This is a genomic window from Roseiflexus sp. (assembly GCF_057785375.1).
Genome location: NZ_JBYNRX010000058.1, coordinates 109,286 through 126,307 on the forward strand (window position 1 = coordinate 109,286; position 17,022 = coordinate 126,307).

General features: G+C 63.4%; 14 protein-coding genes. 2 read left to right on the forward strand and 12 right to left on the reverse strand.

Annotated features, from left to right (window positions below):
* Positions 1 to 10 precede the first annotated feature (10 nt).
* The 12 genes from AC3EA7_RS10395 to AC3EA7_RS10450 all read right to left on the reverse strand — a co-directional run bounded on the left by AC3EA7_RS10395 (position 11) and on the right by AC3EA7_RS10450 (position 11,399).
* Positions 11 to 1,000, reverse strand: coding sequence for a Gfo/Idh/MocA family protein (locus tag AC3EA7_RS10395; protein ID WP_488613983.1), 990 nt, complete (start codon positions 998 to 1,000; stop codon positions 11 to 13).
* 23 nt (positions 1,001 to 1,023) lie between these two features.
* Positions 1,024 to 1,443 (reverse strand): FixH family protein, encoded by a 420-nt coding sequence (locus tag AC3EA7_RS10400; protein ID WP_488613984.1) that lies wholly within the window; start codon positions 1,441 to 1,443, stop codon positions 1,024 to 1,026.
* An 81-nt stretch (positions 1,444 to 1,524) separates the two neighbouring features.
* Positions 1,525 to 2,520, reverse strand: coding sequence for a lysylphosphatidylglycerol synthase transmembrane domain-containing protein (locus tag AC3EA7_RS10405; protein WP_488613985.1), 996 nt, complete (start codon positions 2,518 to 2,520; stop codon positions 1,525 to 1,527).
* Complete coding sequence (locus tag AC3EA7_RS10410; protein WP_488613986.1) at positions 2,517 to 3,452, reverse strand: glycosyltransferase family 2 protein; 936 nt, start codon at positions 3,450 to 3,452, stop codon at positions 2,517 to 2,519. The genes AC3EA7_RS10405 and AC3EA7_RS10410 overlap by 4 nt, the downstream gene beginning before the upstream one ends.
* A gap of 158 nt (positions 3,453 to 3,610) precedes the next feature.
* Entirely contained in the window at positions 3,611 to 4,225 is a 615-nt protein-coding gene (gene thrH / locus AC3EA7_RS10415; RefSeq protein ID WP_488613987.1) for a bifunctional phosphoserine phosphatase/homoserine phosphotransferase ThrH, read from the reverse strand.
* A gap of 213 nt (positions 4,226 to 4,438) precedes the next feature.
* A complete protein-coding gene (locus tag AC3EA7_RS10420; protein WP_488613988.1) occupies positions 4,439 to 4,711 on the reverse strand; it encodes a hypothetical protein in 273 nt (90 codons plus the stop codon).
* Complete coding sequence (locus AC3EA7_RS10425; RefSeq protein ID WP_488613989.1) at positions 4,708 to 5,004, reverse strand: type II toxin-antitoxin system RelE family toxin; 297 nt, start codon at positions 5,002 to 5,004, stop codon at positions 4,708 to 4,710. Before AC3EA7_RS10425 ends, AC3EA7_RS10420 begins: the two co-directional genes overlap by 4 nt.
* A gap of 317 nt (positions 5,005 to 5,321) precedes the next feature.
* Positions 5,322 to 5,564 (reverse strand): hypothetical protein, encoded by a 243-nt coding sequence (locus tag AC3EA7_RS10430; RefSeq protein ID WP_488613990.1) that lies wholly within the window; start codon positions 5,562 to 5,564, stop codon positions 5,322 to 5,324.
* 19 nt (positions 5,565 to 5,583) lie between these two features.
* Positions 5,584 to 5,892, reverse strand: coding sequence for a HigA family addiction module antitoxin (locus tag AC3EA7_RS10435; RefSeq protein WP_488613991.1), 309 nt, complete (start codon positions 5,890 to 5,892; stop codon positions 5,584 to 5,586).
* Positions 5,893 to 5,911: 19 nt separating this feature from the next.
* Positions 5,912 to 6,154 (reverse strand): type II toxin-antitoxin system RelE/ParE family toxin, encoded by a 243-nt coding sequence (locus tag AC3EA7_RS10440; RefSeq protein WP_488613992.1) that lies wholly within the window; start codon positions 6,152 to 6,154, stop codon positions 5,912 to 5,914.
* 110 nt (positions 6,155 to 6,264) lie between these two features.
* Positions 6,265 to 8,442, reverse strand: a complete 2,178-nt coding sequence (locus AC3EA7_RS10445) for a tetratricopeptide repeat protein (protein ID WP_488613993.1) — start codon at positions 8,440 to 8,442, stop codon at positions 6,265 to 6,267.
* On the reverse strand, positions 8,439 to 11,399 hold the full coding sequence (locus AC3EA7_RS10450; RefSeq protein ID WP_488613994.1) for an ArnT family glycosyltransferase: 2,961 nt from the start codon (positions 11,397 to 11,399) through the stop codon (positions 8,439 to 8,441). Before AC3EA7_RS10450 ends, AC3EA7_RS10445 begins: the two co-directional genes overlap by 4 nt.
* A gap of 73 nt (positions 11,400 to 11,472) precedes the next feature.
* On the opposite strand from AC3EA7_RS10450, the gene AC3EA7_RS10455 reads away from it, so the two are divergent.
* Both AC3EA7_RS10455 and AC3EA7_RS10460 read left to right on the forward strand, forming a co-directional pair.
* Complete coding sequence (locus AC3EA7_RS10455) at positions 11,473 to 13,542, forward strand: CHAT domain-containing protein (RefSeq protein WP_488613995.1); 2,070 nt, start codon at positions 11,473 to 11,475, stop codon at positions 13,540 to 13,542.
* Positions 13,539 to 17,021, forward strand: a complete 3,483-nt coding sequence (locus tag AC3EA7_RS10460) for an nSTAND1 domain-containing NTPase (protein WP_488613996.1) — start codon at positions 13,539 to 13,541, stop codon at positions 17,019 to 17,021. The genes AC3EA7_RS10455 and AC3EA7_RS10460 overlap by 4 nt, the downstream gene beginning before the upstream one ends.
* The last annotated feature ends 1 nt before the right edge of the window (position 17,022 follow it).

Genomic DNA, 17,022 nt, shown 5'->3' on the forward strand with positions numbered 1-17,022 from the left:
GTCGTGCTCCTCATTCCATTGGATAGGTTAGCCCCCACTGCGACCGAATGGCGTCCAGCGTGCGCATAATGCCGAGCGTCTCATCGAGCGGCATGACCAGGCTTTCGGTGAGGCCGGCGCGCAGGCAGCGCATGGCTTCGATCGCTTCGTACTGGTAGCCATTGCCGCTGTACGGCGCTTCAATCACATCATCGGCATGTCCGCTGCGGATCAGCGTCAGCGTTGTGGCGCGCCACCACTGCGGGTGGACGCGGATCATGCCGTCCGTGCCCATGATCGTCGTCTCGTGTGGCGTCTCGGTGCGAATGGCGCTCCACAGCACTGCCATCCGCCCGCCGCTGTAGCCGAGGATCATCGCTGCCTCCTCATCGACGCCGGTTGCGCCAAGATGCGCCAGGGTCGCAATCCGCTCCGGTTCGCCGCCGAAGATCATCGAGGCGAGTGACACCGGGTAGACGCCTACATCAAGCAGGCTGCCGCCGCCGAGCGCCGGATCGAACAGGCGACTGCGCGGATCGACGCCGGTGCGAAAACCAAAATCGGAGGCGATCATGCGCACTTCGCCAATCGCGCCGGTTGCCAGTAGTTCGCGCAAGCGCACAATCGCCGGGAGGAAGCGCGTCCACATCGCTTCCATCAGAAACAGGCCGCGTTCACGGGCAACGGCGATGACCTCCGCCGCCTGGCGCGCGTTGATCGTAAACGGCTTCTCGCAGAGCACCGCTTTCCCGTGATGCAGACAGAGCAGGCAGTTCTCAGCGTGCAGCGCGTGCGGCGTTGCGACGTAGATGATGTCAACATCGGGATCGGCGGCGAGTTCCTCATACGAAGCATAGCGGCGTGGTACGTTGAAGCGGTCGCCAAACGCGGCGGCGGCATCGGCGCTGCGTGATCCAACGGCGATCAGGCGTGCGTCATCGAGCGATTGCAATGCTTCGGCGAAAACGCCGGCAATGCGCCCGGTGCTGAGAATGCCCCAACGAATGGGTGAGCCAGTCATATGACGTCCTTTGTGCTCACATGCTATGGCGGAAGAACCGGGTGGTCGAACCAGGCGCGCACCTCGCGCCCGTCAATCGTTGCAACGATGGTAATGCGCCAGTCGCCCTCCATTGAATAAATCGTGCGAACCCCATATTTACCGGGACCAAGCCGGTCGGCGATCGGCTGATGCACGCCCATTTCCATCTGCGGCATGGTAAAGTCGAAATACACCAGCGCTGCATCGACCGGCTGATCGGCAGCGTCGGTAATCGTCGCCGTGAACGAATAGTCGTGCAGCGCCACCGGCTGCGCCGGTCGTTCGAGGGCAACTGTCAGACCATCAACAACTCGTTCCTCGACGACAGTTGGCGTTGCGCTGCACGCACCGACAATCATGCCGGCAATGACAAGCGGCAGTATTCGTACCAGCGCGCGCCATTGGGCGAAGTTCTTAAACACGCTCTCCTGACCTTGACGAATAGACTCACACAAAGGCGCAGAGTTCTTCGTTCTCAGTTCTCAGTTCTCAGTTCTCAGTTCTCAGTTCTCAGTTCTCCGCTGCATCTCCGCGATTGTCGCCGGGGGCGCTTCGCCCGGCGGGTAGCGCAACGAAACCAGAAACCCGATCAGAATATGCTGAATATTGATGAGCAGGAACAGCGCCGACAGGCTCAGCGCAATCTCGGCAGGATGTCCGTGGCGTTGCAGCATGGCGATCAACACGGCATCGCGCACTCCGACGCCGGCGAAACTGATCGGCAGCGCCTGGAGAATGGCGATCAAGCCGGTGGCTGCCAGGATTTCGAGCACCGGAATATCGCCCAGTCGCAGCGCCAGATACATCAGGTAGATGCGCACAAACGTCGAGGTCGCCGAACCGAGGGTGCTGATCAGCAGCAGCGCCAGCGGGGTGAAGCGCAGGCTGAGCGGTGCGAACTGGTCGCGCAGGCGTTCGATCGCCGCGCGCAGGCGCCCGCGCAACAGCGGCAGCACCAGCCCCAGTGCCCATTCCCGCGGCGTGCGCGCCATCAACCCAGGTGTGGCGATCAGCACCGCCGCTGCAAAGCCGATGGTCGCCAGTTGCACCACGCCGCGCGTTTCGGCAGGGAACACATCGATGAATGCCGCCAGACTCAGCACCGCCATTACCGCCCAGATGACAAAATCGAACAGGCGGTCGAGCAGAATGCTCAGCAGACCGGGCGCCAGCGGCACTCCGCGCTCGCGCAGATACCAGGCTTTGATGAAGTCGCCCGATTGACCAGGGGTGATGCCGCCGGCGTACAGCCCGATCGCGTACAGCGCCGCCAGATAGTTCAGCGAAGGCGGCGTGTATCCCTGCTCACGCACAATGATGCTCCAGCGCCATGATTTCACCCAGACAAACACCGGCATCAGCGCCAGCGAGAGGAGTGCGGGAGCGAGATCGATGCCGGCGAGCGCCGCACCGAGGGCGTTCAGGTCGCTACGCCAGAGAAAAAAAACGAGCAGCGCAGGACCGATCAGACGCAACAACCAGCGGAGAAGAGGTTTCACAGATCGCGCCGTTGAAAACGCAGTCCGGCAATCTGCTCAGCCAGCAGACCGAACATGAATACAACAATTGCGCCGACGAACAGGCCCACCGACGAGTTTGGCACACGAAAACGCCCGACATCGGTAATGAAGTAACTGATAGCGAACGACAGCAGGCTCAGCAAGAACATTGCCGCTGCCACCGGAAAATAGACGCGCAGCGGCGCAAACATCGAGACCATGCGCAGCATGATGAGAATGTTGCGCACGCCGTTCTTGAACAATTTCTGAGTGCTGCGCCCGCCCTGGCGCTTGTTCATCGCCACCGGCTCGAACCGGATGTGGTAGCCCGCTTTTGCGAATGCCATAGCGCTTGTCATGGGCCAGCCAAAGGTATTCGGCAGCAGATGCAGAAACTCGAGCATCACATCGCGCCGAAACGCGCGGAATCCCGACGTCAGGTCTCTCATCGGGAAGCCGGACAGGTACGTTCCCAGCGCATTCAGCACGCTGTTGCCGAACCAGCGCACCAGGTTCTCGTGGCTGTCGCGATCCGGGCGTGTGGCGATCACCATGTCGTATCGGTCGAGATGCTGCAACAGGCGCGGAATGTCGGCAGGGTTATGCTGCCCATCGGCGTCGATCACAATCACAACATCGCCGCTGGCGGCGCGGATCCCGGTGCGCACCCCGGCGCCATTTCCCACATTGTGCGGACGACGGATGACGCACGCCCCGGCGGCAGCCGCCTGATCCGCCGTGTCATCGGTCGATGCGTCGTCAACGACGATGATTTCGGCATCAGGAATCTGCGCCCGCACTGCGCGCACCACGCTCCCCACCCGCGGTCCTTCATTGAACGCCGGAATGACGACGCTGATGCTGAAGGGCCAGCGGTGCGGGGTGTCGGAGTCTGCTTCAGTAGCGAGAATGGAGAGCGTCTCAGCAGTCATGGCTGTTGAAGGTTAGAAAGTTGCAGGTTGAAGGTTGAATGTTGAGCAACGCCTGCTCTGTTGTACCCGTCGATGGAGCAATACACATCCCTCTGTTCTGAAACGTGTTGCGCCTTTGCATCTTTGCGTCAAGATGTCCTATTTGTAAGCCGGCCCTATCACTGCTGCATTTCCCTCTCGACGAACGCCAGCAGGTCGTCATAGCCGCGCAGCACCGGGAAGTGCGGGAAATCGGCGACGACATTCTGCGGCGGATCGAACAGCGCGCCAGCGTCCGCAGCGGCGAGCATCCCCACATCATTGTACGAATCGCCGACTGCAAGCGCCCGGAAGCCGAGTTCGCGCAGCGCGCGCACCGCAGCCGTCTTACTGTCAGGCAGACGCAGGCGGTAATTGGTGATCACTCCCTGCGCATCGACTTCGAGCGAATGGCAGAAGAGCGTGGGCCAGCCGAGTTTTGCCATCAACGGCATTGCGAACTCGTAGTACGTATCGGACAGAATGATCACCTGCACCTGCGCCCGCAGTCGCGCCAGCGCTTCGACCGCGCCGGGCAGCGGGTCGATGGCGCCGATGACGCGCTGAATATCCGCCAGGGTCAGGCGATGCTCGCGCAGCAACGCCAGCCGCCCGCGCATCAGTTCGTCATAATCGGGAATATCGCGCGTCGTCAGCCGCAGCCGCTCGATGCCGGTGCGCTCGGCGACCGCGATCCAGATCTCGGGAACCAGCACCCCCTCCAGGTCGGTGGCAAGGATCGTTGGTTGCGTCATAACCCCTCGTGATGATCGATACACGCAGGATTGTACCATGACCTGCGGGTTGTGGTGTTGGGGCGTCGCGTTTCGGTAGAGCGGCTCCGCAGGACTGTCATAGCCGCACATACCGACCCTTGGGGAGTTCACCACTCGCAGCAGGACATCCCGTCCATGCAGATGTCCTGCTGCGTGCGCATCGCAGAGAAGTCCTGGTGTATCCCTCTCGTACTATCCTTCACTGGCGGCTTGCTGCTCTTCAGTATCGAGACGCTTGATTGCTTCTTCAAGCGAGATGCCGCCTGTCTCCTGCGCCCGTTCCGCCAGAAACGCCATGAATCGCTCGCTTTGACCGAGTTGCGCGACCTCGCGCTCAAAGTCGTCTGCGGCTTCCAGTATATAGATCGTTCCATCTTTCGCAATGACGCGCACGGCTTCTGATGCGGCCGCTTCGAAGAGTTCGTCTACGGTGAAGTGTTGGACTCGCAGATCAACGGTTATCATAGATCCACCTTTTTTCCACGAATGTAGAGATCGTTATGCACTTTGTAACCTACTGCCACTACCTTGATTACGGCATCGTGTTCTATTTTGTAGAATATGCGATAGTGATCAATGCGCAATTCCCATGGAGCAATCGGATTGGCGCGGAGTTGCTTGCGACGCTTGTTTTCTGTAGTAGCGTCATAGGTCAAATGTGCGGCAATCCCGTTCAAAATAATCCGCCGCTCGTGCGCGCGAAAATGCGTCAGATCGATATCGGCGCCTGGCAGGATGATGATGTTGTATTTTATCATGAGCTATCAATCTTCGGCATGGTTATGAGTCGTTGGCGGCAATCAGGATGACTTCGCCTCGCAGCGCAGCATCGATCAAGTCGGGTAGGCGCCTGGTGACTTCTTCCACATTCACGCGCTGCATCGCATGCCTTCCTGAATATTCATCTCCTCTGTGGTAGTCCGACTTATATGTTGACTGGAGAAATCGCTATGATGCCAATACTTGAATAACGAGCAAAATCATCGGTATTGTAATGTGAGAATGTGTGTTAGAGCGTAAACGCGCATGATCCAACCAGGCGAGCATCATGCACCTGTACGCCCGCGACGTTGAACTAACAGTCAGTTTCCGCTGACGGCAGCGCTGCCGTAAACGTACCGATCAGGCGTTCTGCGATCTGTTCTCGTTCACCAGGATCAAGTTCAGTGCCAGCCGCCTGTCGAAAGAGCGCTTCAACCGTTGGCGTCAGTGCGTGCGCCAGCAATTGCCGCACGCGGTCGCTATCACCCTGAGCGATGCTCTTCCTCGGTTCTATTTCCACATCGGGCGGCAGATCGAGCGTCACTTTGATGGTCATCGGCGTTCTTCCTGGCAACTCACACGGAAACCGATCGCGGTTCGATCTTCTCCAATTCGTCGGCTTCCTTCTGCTGCACCTGATACAGATCCCAACGCAACTGCAAATTCATCCAGAATCCCGGCGTTGTCCCGAAATACTTCGCCAGCCGCAGCGCCGTACCCGGCGTGACGCCCCGTTTGCCATTGATCAGTTCGTTAATAGGCTGATAAGGAACGTGGATGCTGGCTGCCAGCTCGCGTTGCGTGATGCCCATCGGCAGCAAGAATTCGTCCCGCAGAATCGTTCCTGGATGGGTTGGTTCTCGGTTGGTCGGAACTCGTACCATGTTGCGTTACCTCATCCGTTCAGTGATCATCGACGATTTCCACTTGCTCTGGACCCGCTTCGGTCCAGATGAAGCATATCCGATATTGTTCATTGATACGAATGCTATATTGTCCCTGTCGATCACCTTTCAGAGTCTCAAGGCGATTACCCGGCGGAATTCGCAGGTCATTCAACGCTTCCGCAGAGTCAAGTTGATCCAGTTTCCGTGCCGCAATCTTCCATAAGCGGGGGGCACGCCTTTCGTGCAGATTTTGAGTCAACGCCGTTGAAGATATCTCTCGTCGCTGCGTCCTTGAAAGACTGTATCATATATTGATAATATTACGGAATACGTGCTATCACAAATGACTGTCTTTGCCTCCCCCACCCCCTACCGCCGCACCTGCACGCGCGCCAGGCGCAGGCTCAGGGCACGCGCGTCGTCGCTCGCGGGGTCGCGCAGCGCGGGCACGAAGGTCGGCGCGCGCAGGTCAATGACAAGCCGCGGCTCTGCCACGCTCCCCGCCGGCGCCAGCAGATGGTAGCGCCGCCATTGCCCACGCGCAACTTCCACGCGCCACGCCGGTCCGTTCCCAACGCGCACGGTCAGCGGCGTGGTCGCTGCCGATTCGCCGCCGGTCATTGACAGGACGACGACGGCATCGTCATGCAGCGGTTCCGCCAGCGGCAGCACGATCACGCCCTGCCCTTCGAGCCAGCGGAAACCGCCGGTTGCGCCCTGCTCGGCGGGTGAAAATCCGGCAAGGTAGCCTATGTCGAGACCAGTCCCCACAGACAACGTGGCTACTGGCGGCGGGTGCAGCCACGCCAGACCCCAGCGTTGAATGTCTTCGCCGGCAATGGTTTCGATGTACGTCAGCAGGGCCGCGGCCTGCGCCGTGTCGCCGGTATCGCGCAACAGCGCACCAAACACCAGTTCGGCGTGGCGTGAACTGTTGCGCCGGATCAGCGCCAATGCCTCGTCGTGGCGCTGCTGCGCCGCCAGCGCCAGCGCCAGATGCACCTGTGCATCGACGAAACGCGGTTGCGCTTCGAGCGCAGCGCGAAACGCCCGTTCCGCAGCAGGATAGTCGCCCGCCTGATATGCCGACAGACCGGCGATCATGGCGCGTTCGCGCGCGACGCCGCCGCCGATAATCGCCGGATAGTCGCGGTAGGTGAGCAGTAACGCGAAGAACGCCGCCACTACTGCCGCCTGAAGCACCAGGCGCGGCGTCGCGCGCACGCCGTTCCAGCGCACTGCTGTCATTCCTGCGCCGTACAGCGCGATCATGACCCACAGCGGCAACAGATAGCGCGGTTCGACGTGGAAGATGAGCACGGTCAGCAGCGAATAGCCGATCCACGCCAGAAACAACAGGCGGAAATGGATTCCCTCACGCGCGCGCCCCGCAAGACCGGCGAGTCCCACCGTTGTGAACGCCAGCCAGATCAGATCGCCCGCCAGACCAAGAAGCGCCGTTTCGCGCAATGGCCGGGTGAAGAAACTCTGCTTGACAAAGTAATCCTCAATGAACTGCGCTTTCCAGATATGACGGAAGGTGTCCCACATCGAGCGGAACGGGCGCAGCGGATCGGCAGCCAGGATGTCACGCGCGCGTTCGAGGGCGTAGATGTGGCGCTCTGACTGCGGCATGCGCCGCAGCGTTTCGATGTTTTCGTTCCGCCGCGCCACATCGTCGAGGTCGAGCCACAGGTTGATCTGCCCCAGGGTATCGACCGGGATTAGATGACCATACGTCAGATAGTTGCGCGCCGTCCAGGGTGCGACGATTGCCAGGCATGCCGCCATAACGACAATCGCTGGCGTGATTGCCGTTTTTGCCGCTTCCCAGTGCGACGCAGCGCCGGATCGCGCCGTCGTCGGCGCGCGCACGACCAGCCACCCCACCACGAACACGCTGGCATACAGCGCTGGTGAGCGCGTGAGCGCCGCTGCGCCGAGCGCCGCACCCGCCAGCGCCAGGTCGCGCAGCCGCCTTTCCTGGTCGTAGCGCACCAGCAGCCAGAGATGGAGCAGAAACAGAAACAGGTACAGATGCTCGCTGAACAGCACGGTCGTCTGCTCGACCAGCGGATGCCAGAGCGCCAGGAACCCGGCGAACAGCAGCCCGGCGCGTGGGCTGCCGAACAAGCGCCGCGCCAGATCGAAGCCGATCAGCGGCATCAGCGCCGCGAGCGCCGTCTGCGCCAGTTGCACGAAGAGCAGACCAAGTTGGGGAACGCCGAGGATCAACGCCAGCCGCAGCCAGAGCGCAAAAAAGAACACATGCAACGGCGGACGGATGAGCCAGGCGTCATCGACATACGCGCCGGTCACGGCAAACCTCAGCGCCCGCCGGTAGTAATCGCCGTCGTCGGCATTGGAGTAGCGCGGATCGAGCGGACTGACGCTGATGAACCAGAGACGCAGCATGATGCCGGCCACGACCAGCAGCGCCAGCAACCCATAAGTCGTGGCAAGCGGAGATGCGCGCGCCTCGGAAGCAGCAGACGCCATCCAGCCGCGCAGATTGAACCGTTGTACCTGTGATTGCGTTCCGCTCACGGCTGAACCTGCACCAGTGCGTATATGCCAAATGTTGCAATGACCACACCGTCAGGTCGCGCTCCTGCCTCGCTGCTGTGCAGCAGGTAGCGTGTTTCCTGCTCCGGCGGCGCAATACGATGCGCAATCGCGGAATACTTCCCGACCGGATCGCCGGGCGCCAGCGCAGCGCGCAGTGGTTCGTCCGGCGGGATTGTCTGCTGCACGAAGCGTATCGCCGCGACCTCATCGGCAGGCTGACGATCCAGAACCTCGCGCGCGCCAATGGCGAATCCCTGCCACAGGAGCACGAGGAACACCAGCACGCCGACGATCCAGAGCCGCGCCGGACTCCATGCCCGTCGCGCTGCCAGCGCACCAATCGCCAGCGCCAGTGTCCACGCTGCTGCAATCGCGTAAACCGGCGCCAGCGGCAGAAAGAAGCGTTGCAACGGCAGACCCACGGCGAGCGCAGCGGCGTACAGTGCAATCCATGCGATCAACGGCGCAGCAAACGGAGGTGCAGGCGGCCCCGTCTCTCCCTCTGTCGGAGCGCCCGCGGCAGGTGCCTGGAGGTGTGTCGTATCCCACTTCGCAGGGGCGCCCCTCGTGGGCGCCCATGGGTTCGTCGCCAATGGCGGGGCGGTCGGCGGCGCCTCCTCCTCTGCCGGAGCGCCCCTGGCAGGCGCCTGGAGGTGTGTCGTATCCCCCATCGCAGGGGCGCCCCTCGTGGGCGCCCCACCCACGTTCATGGACCGAATCCCGATCAGCGCCAGCCATCCGACGAGACCGGCCACTGCCAGCCAGTTCGCCGGAAATGCCAGCAGCCGCAACTGCGACGCCTGCCCTGCATCGCCTGCCGACTCTGCGCCGGCGCCGATGAATGCGCGCAGGTTCGACCACCATGCGCCTGCAAAGCGCGCCGGATCTTCGAGAATAACATCGGTGAGCGGCACATTATTGCTCACTTCGTTCCAGCGCCCCCAGTCGCTGTCGCCGTACACGGCGAGCCAGATGTTCTTTGCCTGCTGGCTGTAGAACGGATTGCCCGTATCGCGCACATTGACGACCATCTGTGGCGCAATTGCGATAAAGAAAGCAATGGTGAAGGCGGAAACGTTGAACGTTGAACGTTGAACGTTTGCTTCTTGCCGCGTCTCCCTTGCTTCGCGCCCCTCGCGCCTCGCGCCCCTCACGCCTCGCGCCTCGTGCCTCGTGCCTCGCGCCTCGCGCCCCTCGCGCCTCGCGCCTCGCGCCTCGTATCTCTCGCGCCTCGCGCCTCGCGCCTCGTACCTCGCGCCTCGTATCTCGCGCCCCTCGCGCCTCGCGCCTCGCGCCTCGCGCCTCGTGCCTCGCGCCTCGCGCCCCTCGCGCCTCGCGCCTCGCGCCTCGCGCCTCGCGCCCCTCGCGCCTCGCGCCTTGTACCTCGCGCCTCGTATCTCGCGCCCCTCGCGCCTCGCGCCTCGCGCCTCGCGCCTCGCGCCCCTCGCGCCTCGCGCCTCGTACCTCGCGCCTCGTATCTCGCGCCCCTCGCGCCTCGCGCCTCGCGCCTCGCGCCTCATCCACACAACCAGCATCCCAAAGGGAAGCAACAGGATGCCGGGGTGCCGCATCAGGAATGCGAAGCCTGCGGCGATGCCGGCCAGAACGAGCAGCCAGACGCTCTTCCGGTCCGTCCACTGCGCCAGCAGCGCCAGGGTCAACGCGCAGAACGCCGCAAACGGCATATCGCTGCCGATGTACAGCGCATACTGCACCACAAACGGGTTCAGCGCCAGCATCACCAGCGCCGCAAGCGCCGCGGCGCGCCCCAGCGCACAGCGCGCCAGGAACCAGGACGCGCCGAGGAAGATCGCGCCCAAAAAGGCGGCAATCAGTCGCGCTGCCAGGAAGACATTTCCGCCGGTCAACGGCGCAACGCACCAGAGCAGGAGCGGATACCCCAGGTTGTAGAACCCATCGGCGCGGAAGACCAGCGCCAGATCGACGGCGCGTGTCGCAAACACCCGGAAATCTTTCTCGACCCCCGGAACCGACAGTGTTACGTGATCCTGCGCCGCCAGCAGAATCGCTGCGGTCCACACCACAATGCCGCCCACTGCCAGAACATCCGGCAGGAGCGGCAGCCGCGCCGCGAGCGCCGGTCCGTACCGCACTGTTGTGACTGCGCCAAGCGCCGCACAGATACCAGGCAAGAGTCCACGTAACGGGTAGGGGTATGCTGGCTGAAGCCGGTACAGCAACAGCCAGGCAAGACCGATCAGCAGCATCCCGGCGGTCCATGCGCGCAGCGGCGTGAAGAAGCGGCGCCAGGACTTCCGTGCGTCCCACTGCGTGTCCGCCAGCGCCAGCGCCAGCAACGCCCCAGCAAGCGCGCCCCATGCCAGTTGCGCCGGATACGGTTGCAGCGGCGGTCTTGTCGTGCGATACTCGGCCGCATCGACGAGCACCCCCGCCGGCCGCGGATCCCCGACGCTGATCGGCGCTACGTCAGAGCGTATTGTGATGAGCACATCCTCCGGCTTCAGCGAGGGTTGCTTCACCGCCAGCCGAATCTCCTGCCACTCGCCGGTAGTTGCGCCGCTGTACGCTTCGCGCCCATCGACCATGATCCTCACCTGCGGCGGCGGACCATCGGCGCGCCAGCCGCGCAGCCGCAGCGTCACTACAGCAGGAAGACCAGCCTGCGGAAACAGCAGAAACGACTCGGCGCGCGTCCAGCGCGCGCTGCCGTCCGACCCGTTCAGATAGGCGCGCGCCTGCGGCCAATCGCGGCGCTCCGGGTCGTAGAAGCCGCGCACATACCCGGCGTCGAACCGCCCCACATCAACACGGTGCACCACCGGTATCTGGCACAGAAGGGTCACGAGCAGCGTGGCCGCCAGCGCTGCCGCAATCGCGCGGATCGCCAGCCTCAGCGGAGGTGACGCTCGCGTGCCCGTTTCGCCGCTCACAATCGCTTCCAGATACCGGTGCATACATCGCGGGAGTGTACCATACTTTCATCCTCGTCGGCAACGAAGGGGTGTGCTATACTACGATAATCACGCCATGAAATCGTATGCTGACTTCGAAATTGCGGTCACACCGGCAGAGAGCGGTCGCTTTCTTCTCAAAGCGCGCGGACCGCGCGGCGAAGAGGGTGACGGCGAACTGCGCCTGCCCGACGCCGATCCACGGATACAGGCGTTGTTAGCGCGTCTGCGCGCGCTGGATCTCGACGAAGCCGCACTCGTCGCGCTTGGCCAAGCCTTATTCGATGCGCTCTTCACCGGCGCAGTGCGTGATGTGTACGTCCGTTGCCGGGGCGCACTCGCCAGCGATGAAGGTCTGCGCCTGCGACTCAACATCCCGCCATCGGCAGCATCGGTGGCCATGCTGCCCTGGGAATTCCTCTACGACCCGGATCGCGGTCCCCTGACGCTGCTCGATGCGCCGGTCGTGCGCCATCTGCCGCAGCCGGACCGCATTCCGCCGCTCACCGCGCCGTTGCCGCTGCGTGTGTTGCTGACCGCCGCGCAAACCCCGCCGCCAACCGCCGTCGAACGCGAACTGGCAGCGGTTCAGGCAGCGATCGAACGCTTCGGCAACCAGGTTGTCGCGGTCGTTGAACCGCATCTGACGGCTGCCAAACTGCAGAACCGGTTGCGCGAAGGCTACCACATCTGGCATTTTGTCGGTCATGGCGGGTTTGCCGCCGACGGCGCCACAGCGAGCCTCATGTTCGAAGACGACCTTGGCGATCCAGAACCGATCAGTGCGCTGCAACTCGGCATTATGCTGGACCGGAGCAACCTGCGGTTGGTTGTGCTGGACGCCTGCGCCACCGGGCAACTGGCGCTCGATCCGATGCGCAGCATGGCGCCGGCTCTGGTGCGCGCCCAGATTCCGGCGGTTATTGCGATGCAATTTCAGGCGCCGGAAGAAGCCACCCGCGCCTTTGCCGGGGCATTCTATCGCGCCCTGGCGGATGCCTTCCCAATCGATTTTTGCGTCACTGAAGGGCGACGCGCCGTCATGAACATAGCCGGGCTTGGTCGCGCCGACTGGGGTATTCCGGTGATCTACACGCGCACCGAGGATGGTCGCCTGTTTGATCCCCCTGCCGCTCATACGCCATCGACTGTGGCGGAAGTCACGGCGCGTTCGGTCGGGACCGGCATTCAGGCGCTCGAGGACCTTATCGAGGCGGGCAGTGATGTGCGCCAGGCGGTGATTGCGTTTCGCGCCGATTTCCAGGCTGCGGCGCGCCAGATCGACATTCTGGCGGATTACAAGGATGTGCATGATCAACTGCACTCGCTCCAGTTCCACTGCTACAACCCGATTGTCATTGACATGCGCCGCCTGCCGGACGACGATCTGGCGTGGGAGAGCATCGCCAATTACGAGGTGACTCTCCAGGGCATTCTGCGCGACCTGGAGCAGGTGACCGAACGTAATCGCCTGCCAGCGAGCGAATTGTCGTGGGTGGCGGATGTCTGCAAAGCCCAGACGGATGTGGCGCAGGCGGTCAATGCAACCGATCTGCAGGTGTTGAAAAAGGCGATGCGCCTGCTCAATCGGGTGCTGACCACCCAGCCGACCCTGATCAATGCCCGTCTCAACACCGCCGCGCGCGCCCTGCGTCTCACCGCGCTCGTCCAGGGTATGACCGCGGTGCGCAGCCGGCTTGGTGATGCCGGGTACGATGCGACCAGAATCAGCCAGATTGAACTCGGCGTCGCCGCGCTGACGACTCTCAGCGCCAGCCTTGCCGGGCTGGTCGAAGAACATGATCGCTGGCAGATCGTCGATCTCGATCTTCGCCGGATCGAGCAGTTCATCGATCAGGACATCACCGAACTGGAACTCTCGTGGCCCGATGTGCGCGAACGGGTGGCGCCGTTCTACCTGGAGAGCGCCGAGTCGTGGGGCGCTGCCCTAAAGAGCGATGCCGAGAAGGTGACCGGTGCGCTGGAGGCTGCCGATCCGGCGCGCGCACGGCAGTTCTTCCGTCGTTTTCGTCGCCAGGCGGGGGAGCGTTTCTTCCGCGTCGATATCGAACTCAAACGGGTGTGTGACGAATTACGCAAGGTCGGCGAGCCGCTGGCTTCCGTCCTCAGGGTGCTGACGCCATGACCGATCACCCATCACCAGAACGGGCGCCCGACCATGATGTGCTGGCATACCCTTCATTCGCGGCGTTGCGCACGGCGCATACCGACTTGCTCCGTCGCCTGCGCGATGAGGGATTGACGCCGCATGTTCTGGGGCAGGCGGTGGAGGTCATTGCGCGCGGCAGCGCCACCGGCGTCGTGCTCGAAGACGAAGACGAGCGCAACGCAGCGCAGAGTCTACTCGATTACTGGGCGACGATCCTCATTCGCAAAGGGTATGAACCGCCCGACGCCACGCTCGATGAGTTCGACCTGTCGCTCGCGCCAGAACTGGACGATGCCCACTGCCCGTATGTCGGGCTGGACCCGTTCCGCGAAGAGGATGCGGCGCGCTTCTTCGGCAGGCGGCGCCTGGTGGAATTCCTGGTCAACCGGCTGAATGACCATCGCATGCTGGCGCTCGTCGGTCCCTCTGGCGCCGGCAAGTCGTCGGTGGTGCGCGCCGGGCTGATCCCCGCCCTGAAGCAGAATGCGTTGCCCAGCAGCGGCGCCTGGCGCTACCTGCCGGTGGTGACGCCGGGGGAACAGCCGCTGGTGCACCTGGCGCGCGCGCTGCGTCGCCTGAACGGCCAACCCGATGATCTGGCGAGTGATGAGGACCTGGCGGAACAGTTACGCGACCCGCAGCAGGCGGTTGCAGCGTTCGATGGACCCGAACCGGCGGTGCTGGTTGTCGATCAGCTGGAAGAATTGTTCACCCTCACCGACGATGAAACCGAGCGCCGTGCATTCGTCGAGGCGATGGTCGCCCTTGTGGAACATCCATCCCCCCGCCACATCGTCATCACAACCATGCGCAGCGACTTCGAGAGTTTTATTGCGCTCGAACCGTCGCTTCAACAGTGGATGGAACGAGCGCGGGTGCAACTGTTGCCGCTCAGCGCCAGCGAAATGCGCGAGGCGATTGAACGTCCGGCGGAACTGGTCGGTCTCAAGTTTGAGCCGGGTGTCATCGATGCGTTGCTTCACGACACCCTCGGCGAGCCGGCTGCATTGCCGCTCCTGCAATTCTCGCTGCTCAAACTGTGGGATGCGCGCGACCGCAACCGGGTGACCTGGCAGGCGTACCAGCGGATCGGCGGCGGACGGCAGGCGCTGGCGCGCAGTGCCGATGCGCTCTATGACAGCCTGATCCCGGAGGATCAGGTGACGGCGCGCCGCATCCTGATGCGGATGGTGCGCCCCGGCGAGGGGTTGGAGATCACCAGCAACCGCATCCGGCGCGATCAACTCTATCGCGCTGGCGAAGCGCGCGATCGGGTCGATCGGGTGCTCGAACGTCTGATCGCCGCGCGCCTGGTCCGGCTTACCCCCGGCGACACGTCGGGGAGTGCGCAGATCGAAATCGCCCATGAAGCGCTCGTGCGCAACTGGCCCACCCTCGTCAACTGGCTCGAAGATGAGCGCGCGGCAATCGCAACGCGTCGCCGCCTGGAGGCAAAGGCAGCGGAGTGGGTGCGGCTCGGTGGCGGCGCTGCAGGGTTGCTCGACGAAGTGCAACTGGCGGAAGCCGAACGCTGGTTGAGCAGCGCCGAAGCCGCGTACCTGGGGTATGACGAAGCGTTGCTCGATCTGGTCGCCGCCAGTCGCGCGGCGATCGATCAGGCGCGCTACGCGGAAGAAGCGCAGCGCCGCCAGGAACTCGAACAGGCGCAGGCGCTGGCGGAAGCGCGTCGTATTCAGGCGGAACAGAACGAAAAACTGGCCATCGAGCAGGGGAAGCGCGCCGAAGCCGAAGCGCACTCGGCGCATCGTTTGCGCCTGGTCGTCATCACGATGGCCTTTGCCCTGATCGGCGCCATCATCTCAGGCATCATGCTGCTGCTGCAACAATCGCAACTCAGGACAACCGCCTCCGAACTGGCAACCCAGGTCAGCATCTCCAATCTGGCGCTTGCTACTGCCCAGGTCGCTGTCGAAAACGCCCGTGAAGCTGCCAGAAAGGCTCAAGATGCGGCCGCAACCGCGCAGTCCGCCGAAAGCCTGGCGCTGCTGCGCGGCACCCAGGCGGCGCTCTCGGCAACCCAGGAATCGTATGCACGCCGGACCGCCGAGGCGCTGGTCCCGGCGCTCGAGCGCGAGGCGCGCCAGGCGCGCGCTGGCCAACTCGCGGCGCTGGCGCAGGCGGAACGTGAGGATCGCCCTGTCCTCAGCCTCCTGCTGGCAATCGAAGCAGTGCAGGTCACGCTGCAAAAGGGCGAAGCGCCCGTTCCGATCGCCGATGCGGTCCTGCGCGGCTCGCTCACACGCATTGGCGGCGTGGGACTGGAGATTGGCGGTCCGGTGGTCGCCGCAGCAACCAGCGATGACGGTGCGGTCGCGGCACTCCTGACCTCCAGTGGTTCGCTTCAGGTCTGGAACCTGACCGATCTGAGCCGATCGCCGCGTATCGCCAGCGCCTCGGGCTCGCCAACGCTGCTGGCGCTCTCGCGCGACGGCGCCCGCCTGGTGACGGCAGGCGGTGATCCTGCCAGCGTTCGTCTCTGGAATCTCTCCGGTGCGACGTTGACCGCCCGCGAACTCGCAGGACCAGGGGGGAGCAACACGGCCATCGTCATCAGCCGTGATGGGCGCCTGTTGGCGATCGGCGACAACCAGGGCGCAACACTCGTGTACGATCTGGCAAACCTTTCGGCGCCGCCGCAACGTCTGAGCGGGCTCGGCGGGCGCAGTGGCATTCGCTCGCTTGCGTTTAGCCCCGACGGGCGCCTGCTGGCGACTGGCAACGACGATAGCCAGGCGCGACTCTATAATCTGGCATCTGGTTCTGGAACATATACTCGTGAACGCACCCGCGGCGCGCTGACATCGATCACGTTCAGCAGCGACGGACGCTGGCTCGCCTACGGCAGCGCTGGAGGGCAGGTGCGTCTCTGGCGTCTCAGCGGCACACAGTTCGACTCGGTCTATGTGCTGCTCGGTCTGACAGCGGAAGTGACGGAGGTGCGCACTGCATCGGGGAACACGCTGGTCATCGCCGGCAGCGCCGATGGAACGACCTGCCTCTGGGACCTTGAAGCGCGGAACGACAACCGGGCGCGCGTGGTGTTGCGCGGCCAGAGCGCCCGGATCACAGGACTGGCGTTGAACGGCGACGCCAGCCGCCTGGTAACCGCCAGCGCCGATGGGCAGGTCGCCCTCTGGGATCTGCGAGCCGCCGATCCCGGCGTCAAACCGGTGCTTCTCCGCGGCCACGACGGCGCAGTCACCAGTGTGGCGATACCGGCGAACACTTCCCTGATGCTGACCGCAGGCGCTGATGGCATGGCGCGCGTCTGGAATCTCAACGCGCCGCTCTACGCCCCTGAGATGCTGCCGCAGTCCAGCAACGAACTGCTCGACGTCGCCTGCCGCACCGCAGGTCGCACGTTGTCGGAAAGTGAATGGAACACCTACTTTGAAGGGACGCCGTACAATCCATCCTGTAAGGAAGGAGGATGAT

Excerpts from the sequence above, each read along its gene's own strand:
- AC3EA7_RS10395 (WP_488613983.1), bottom strand. The coding sequence starts at position 1,000 with ATGACTGGCTCACCCATTCGTTGGGGCATTCTCAGCACCGGGCGCATT.
- AC3EA7_RS10410 (WP_488613986.1), bottom strand. The coding sequence starts at position 3,452 with ATGACTGCTGAGACGCTCTCCATTCTCGCTACTGAAGCAGACTCCGAC.
- thrH (WP_488613987.1), bottom strand. The coding sequence starts at position 4,225 with ATGACGCAACCAACGATCCTTGCCACCGACCTGGAGGGGGTGCTGGTT.
- AC3EA7_RS10420 (WP_488613988.1), bottom strand. The coding sequence starts at position 4,711 with ATGATAACCGTTGATCTGCGAGTCCAACACTTCACCGTAGACGAACTC.
- AC3EA7_RS10425 (WP_488613989.1), bottom strand. The coding sequence starts at position 5,004 with ATGATAAAATACAACATCATCATCCTGCCAGGCGCCGATATCGATCTG.
- AC3EA7_RS10430 (WP_488613990.1), bottom strand. The coding sequence starts at position 5,564 with ATGACCATCAAAGTGACGCTCGATCTGCCGCCCGATGTGGAAATAGAA.
- AC3EA7_RS10435 (WP_488613991.1), bottom strand. The coding sequence starts at position 5,892 with ATGGTACGAGTTCCGACCAACCGAGAACCAACCCATCCAGGAACGATT.
- AC3EA7_RS10450 (WP_488613994.1), bottom strand. The coding sequence starts at position 11,399 with ATGCACCGGTATCTGGAAGCGATTGTGAGCGGCGAAACGGGCACGCGA.
- AC3EA7_RS10455 (WP_488613995.1), top strand. The coding sequence starts at position 11,473 with ATGAAATCGTATGCTGACTTCGAAATTGCGGTCACACCGGCAGAGAGC.
- AC3EA7_RS10460 (WP_488613996.1), top strand. The coding sequence starts at position 13,539 with ATGACCGATCACCCATCACCAGAACGGGCGCCCGACCATGATGTGCTG.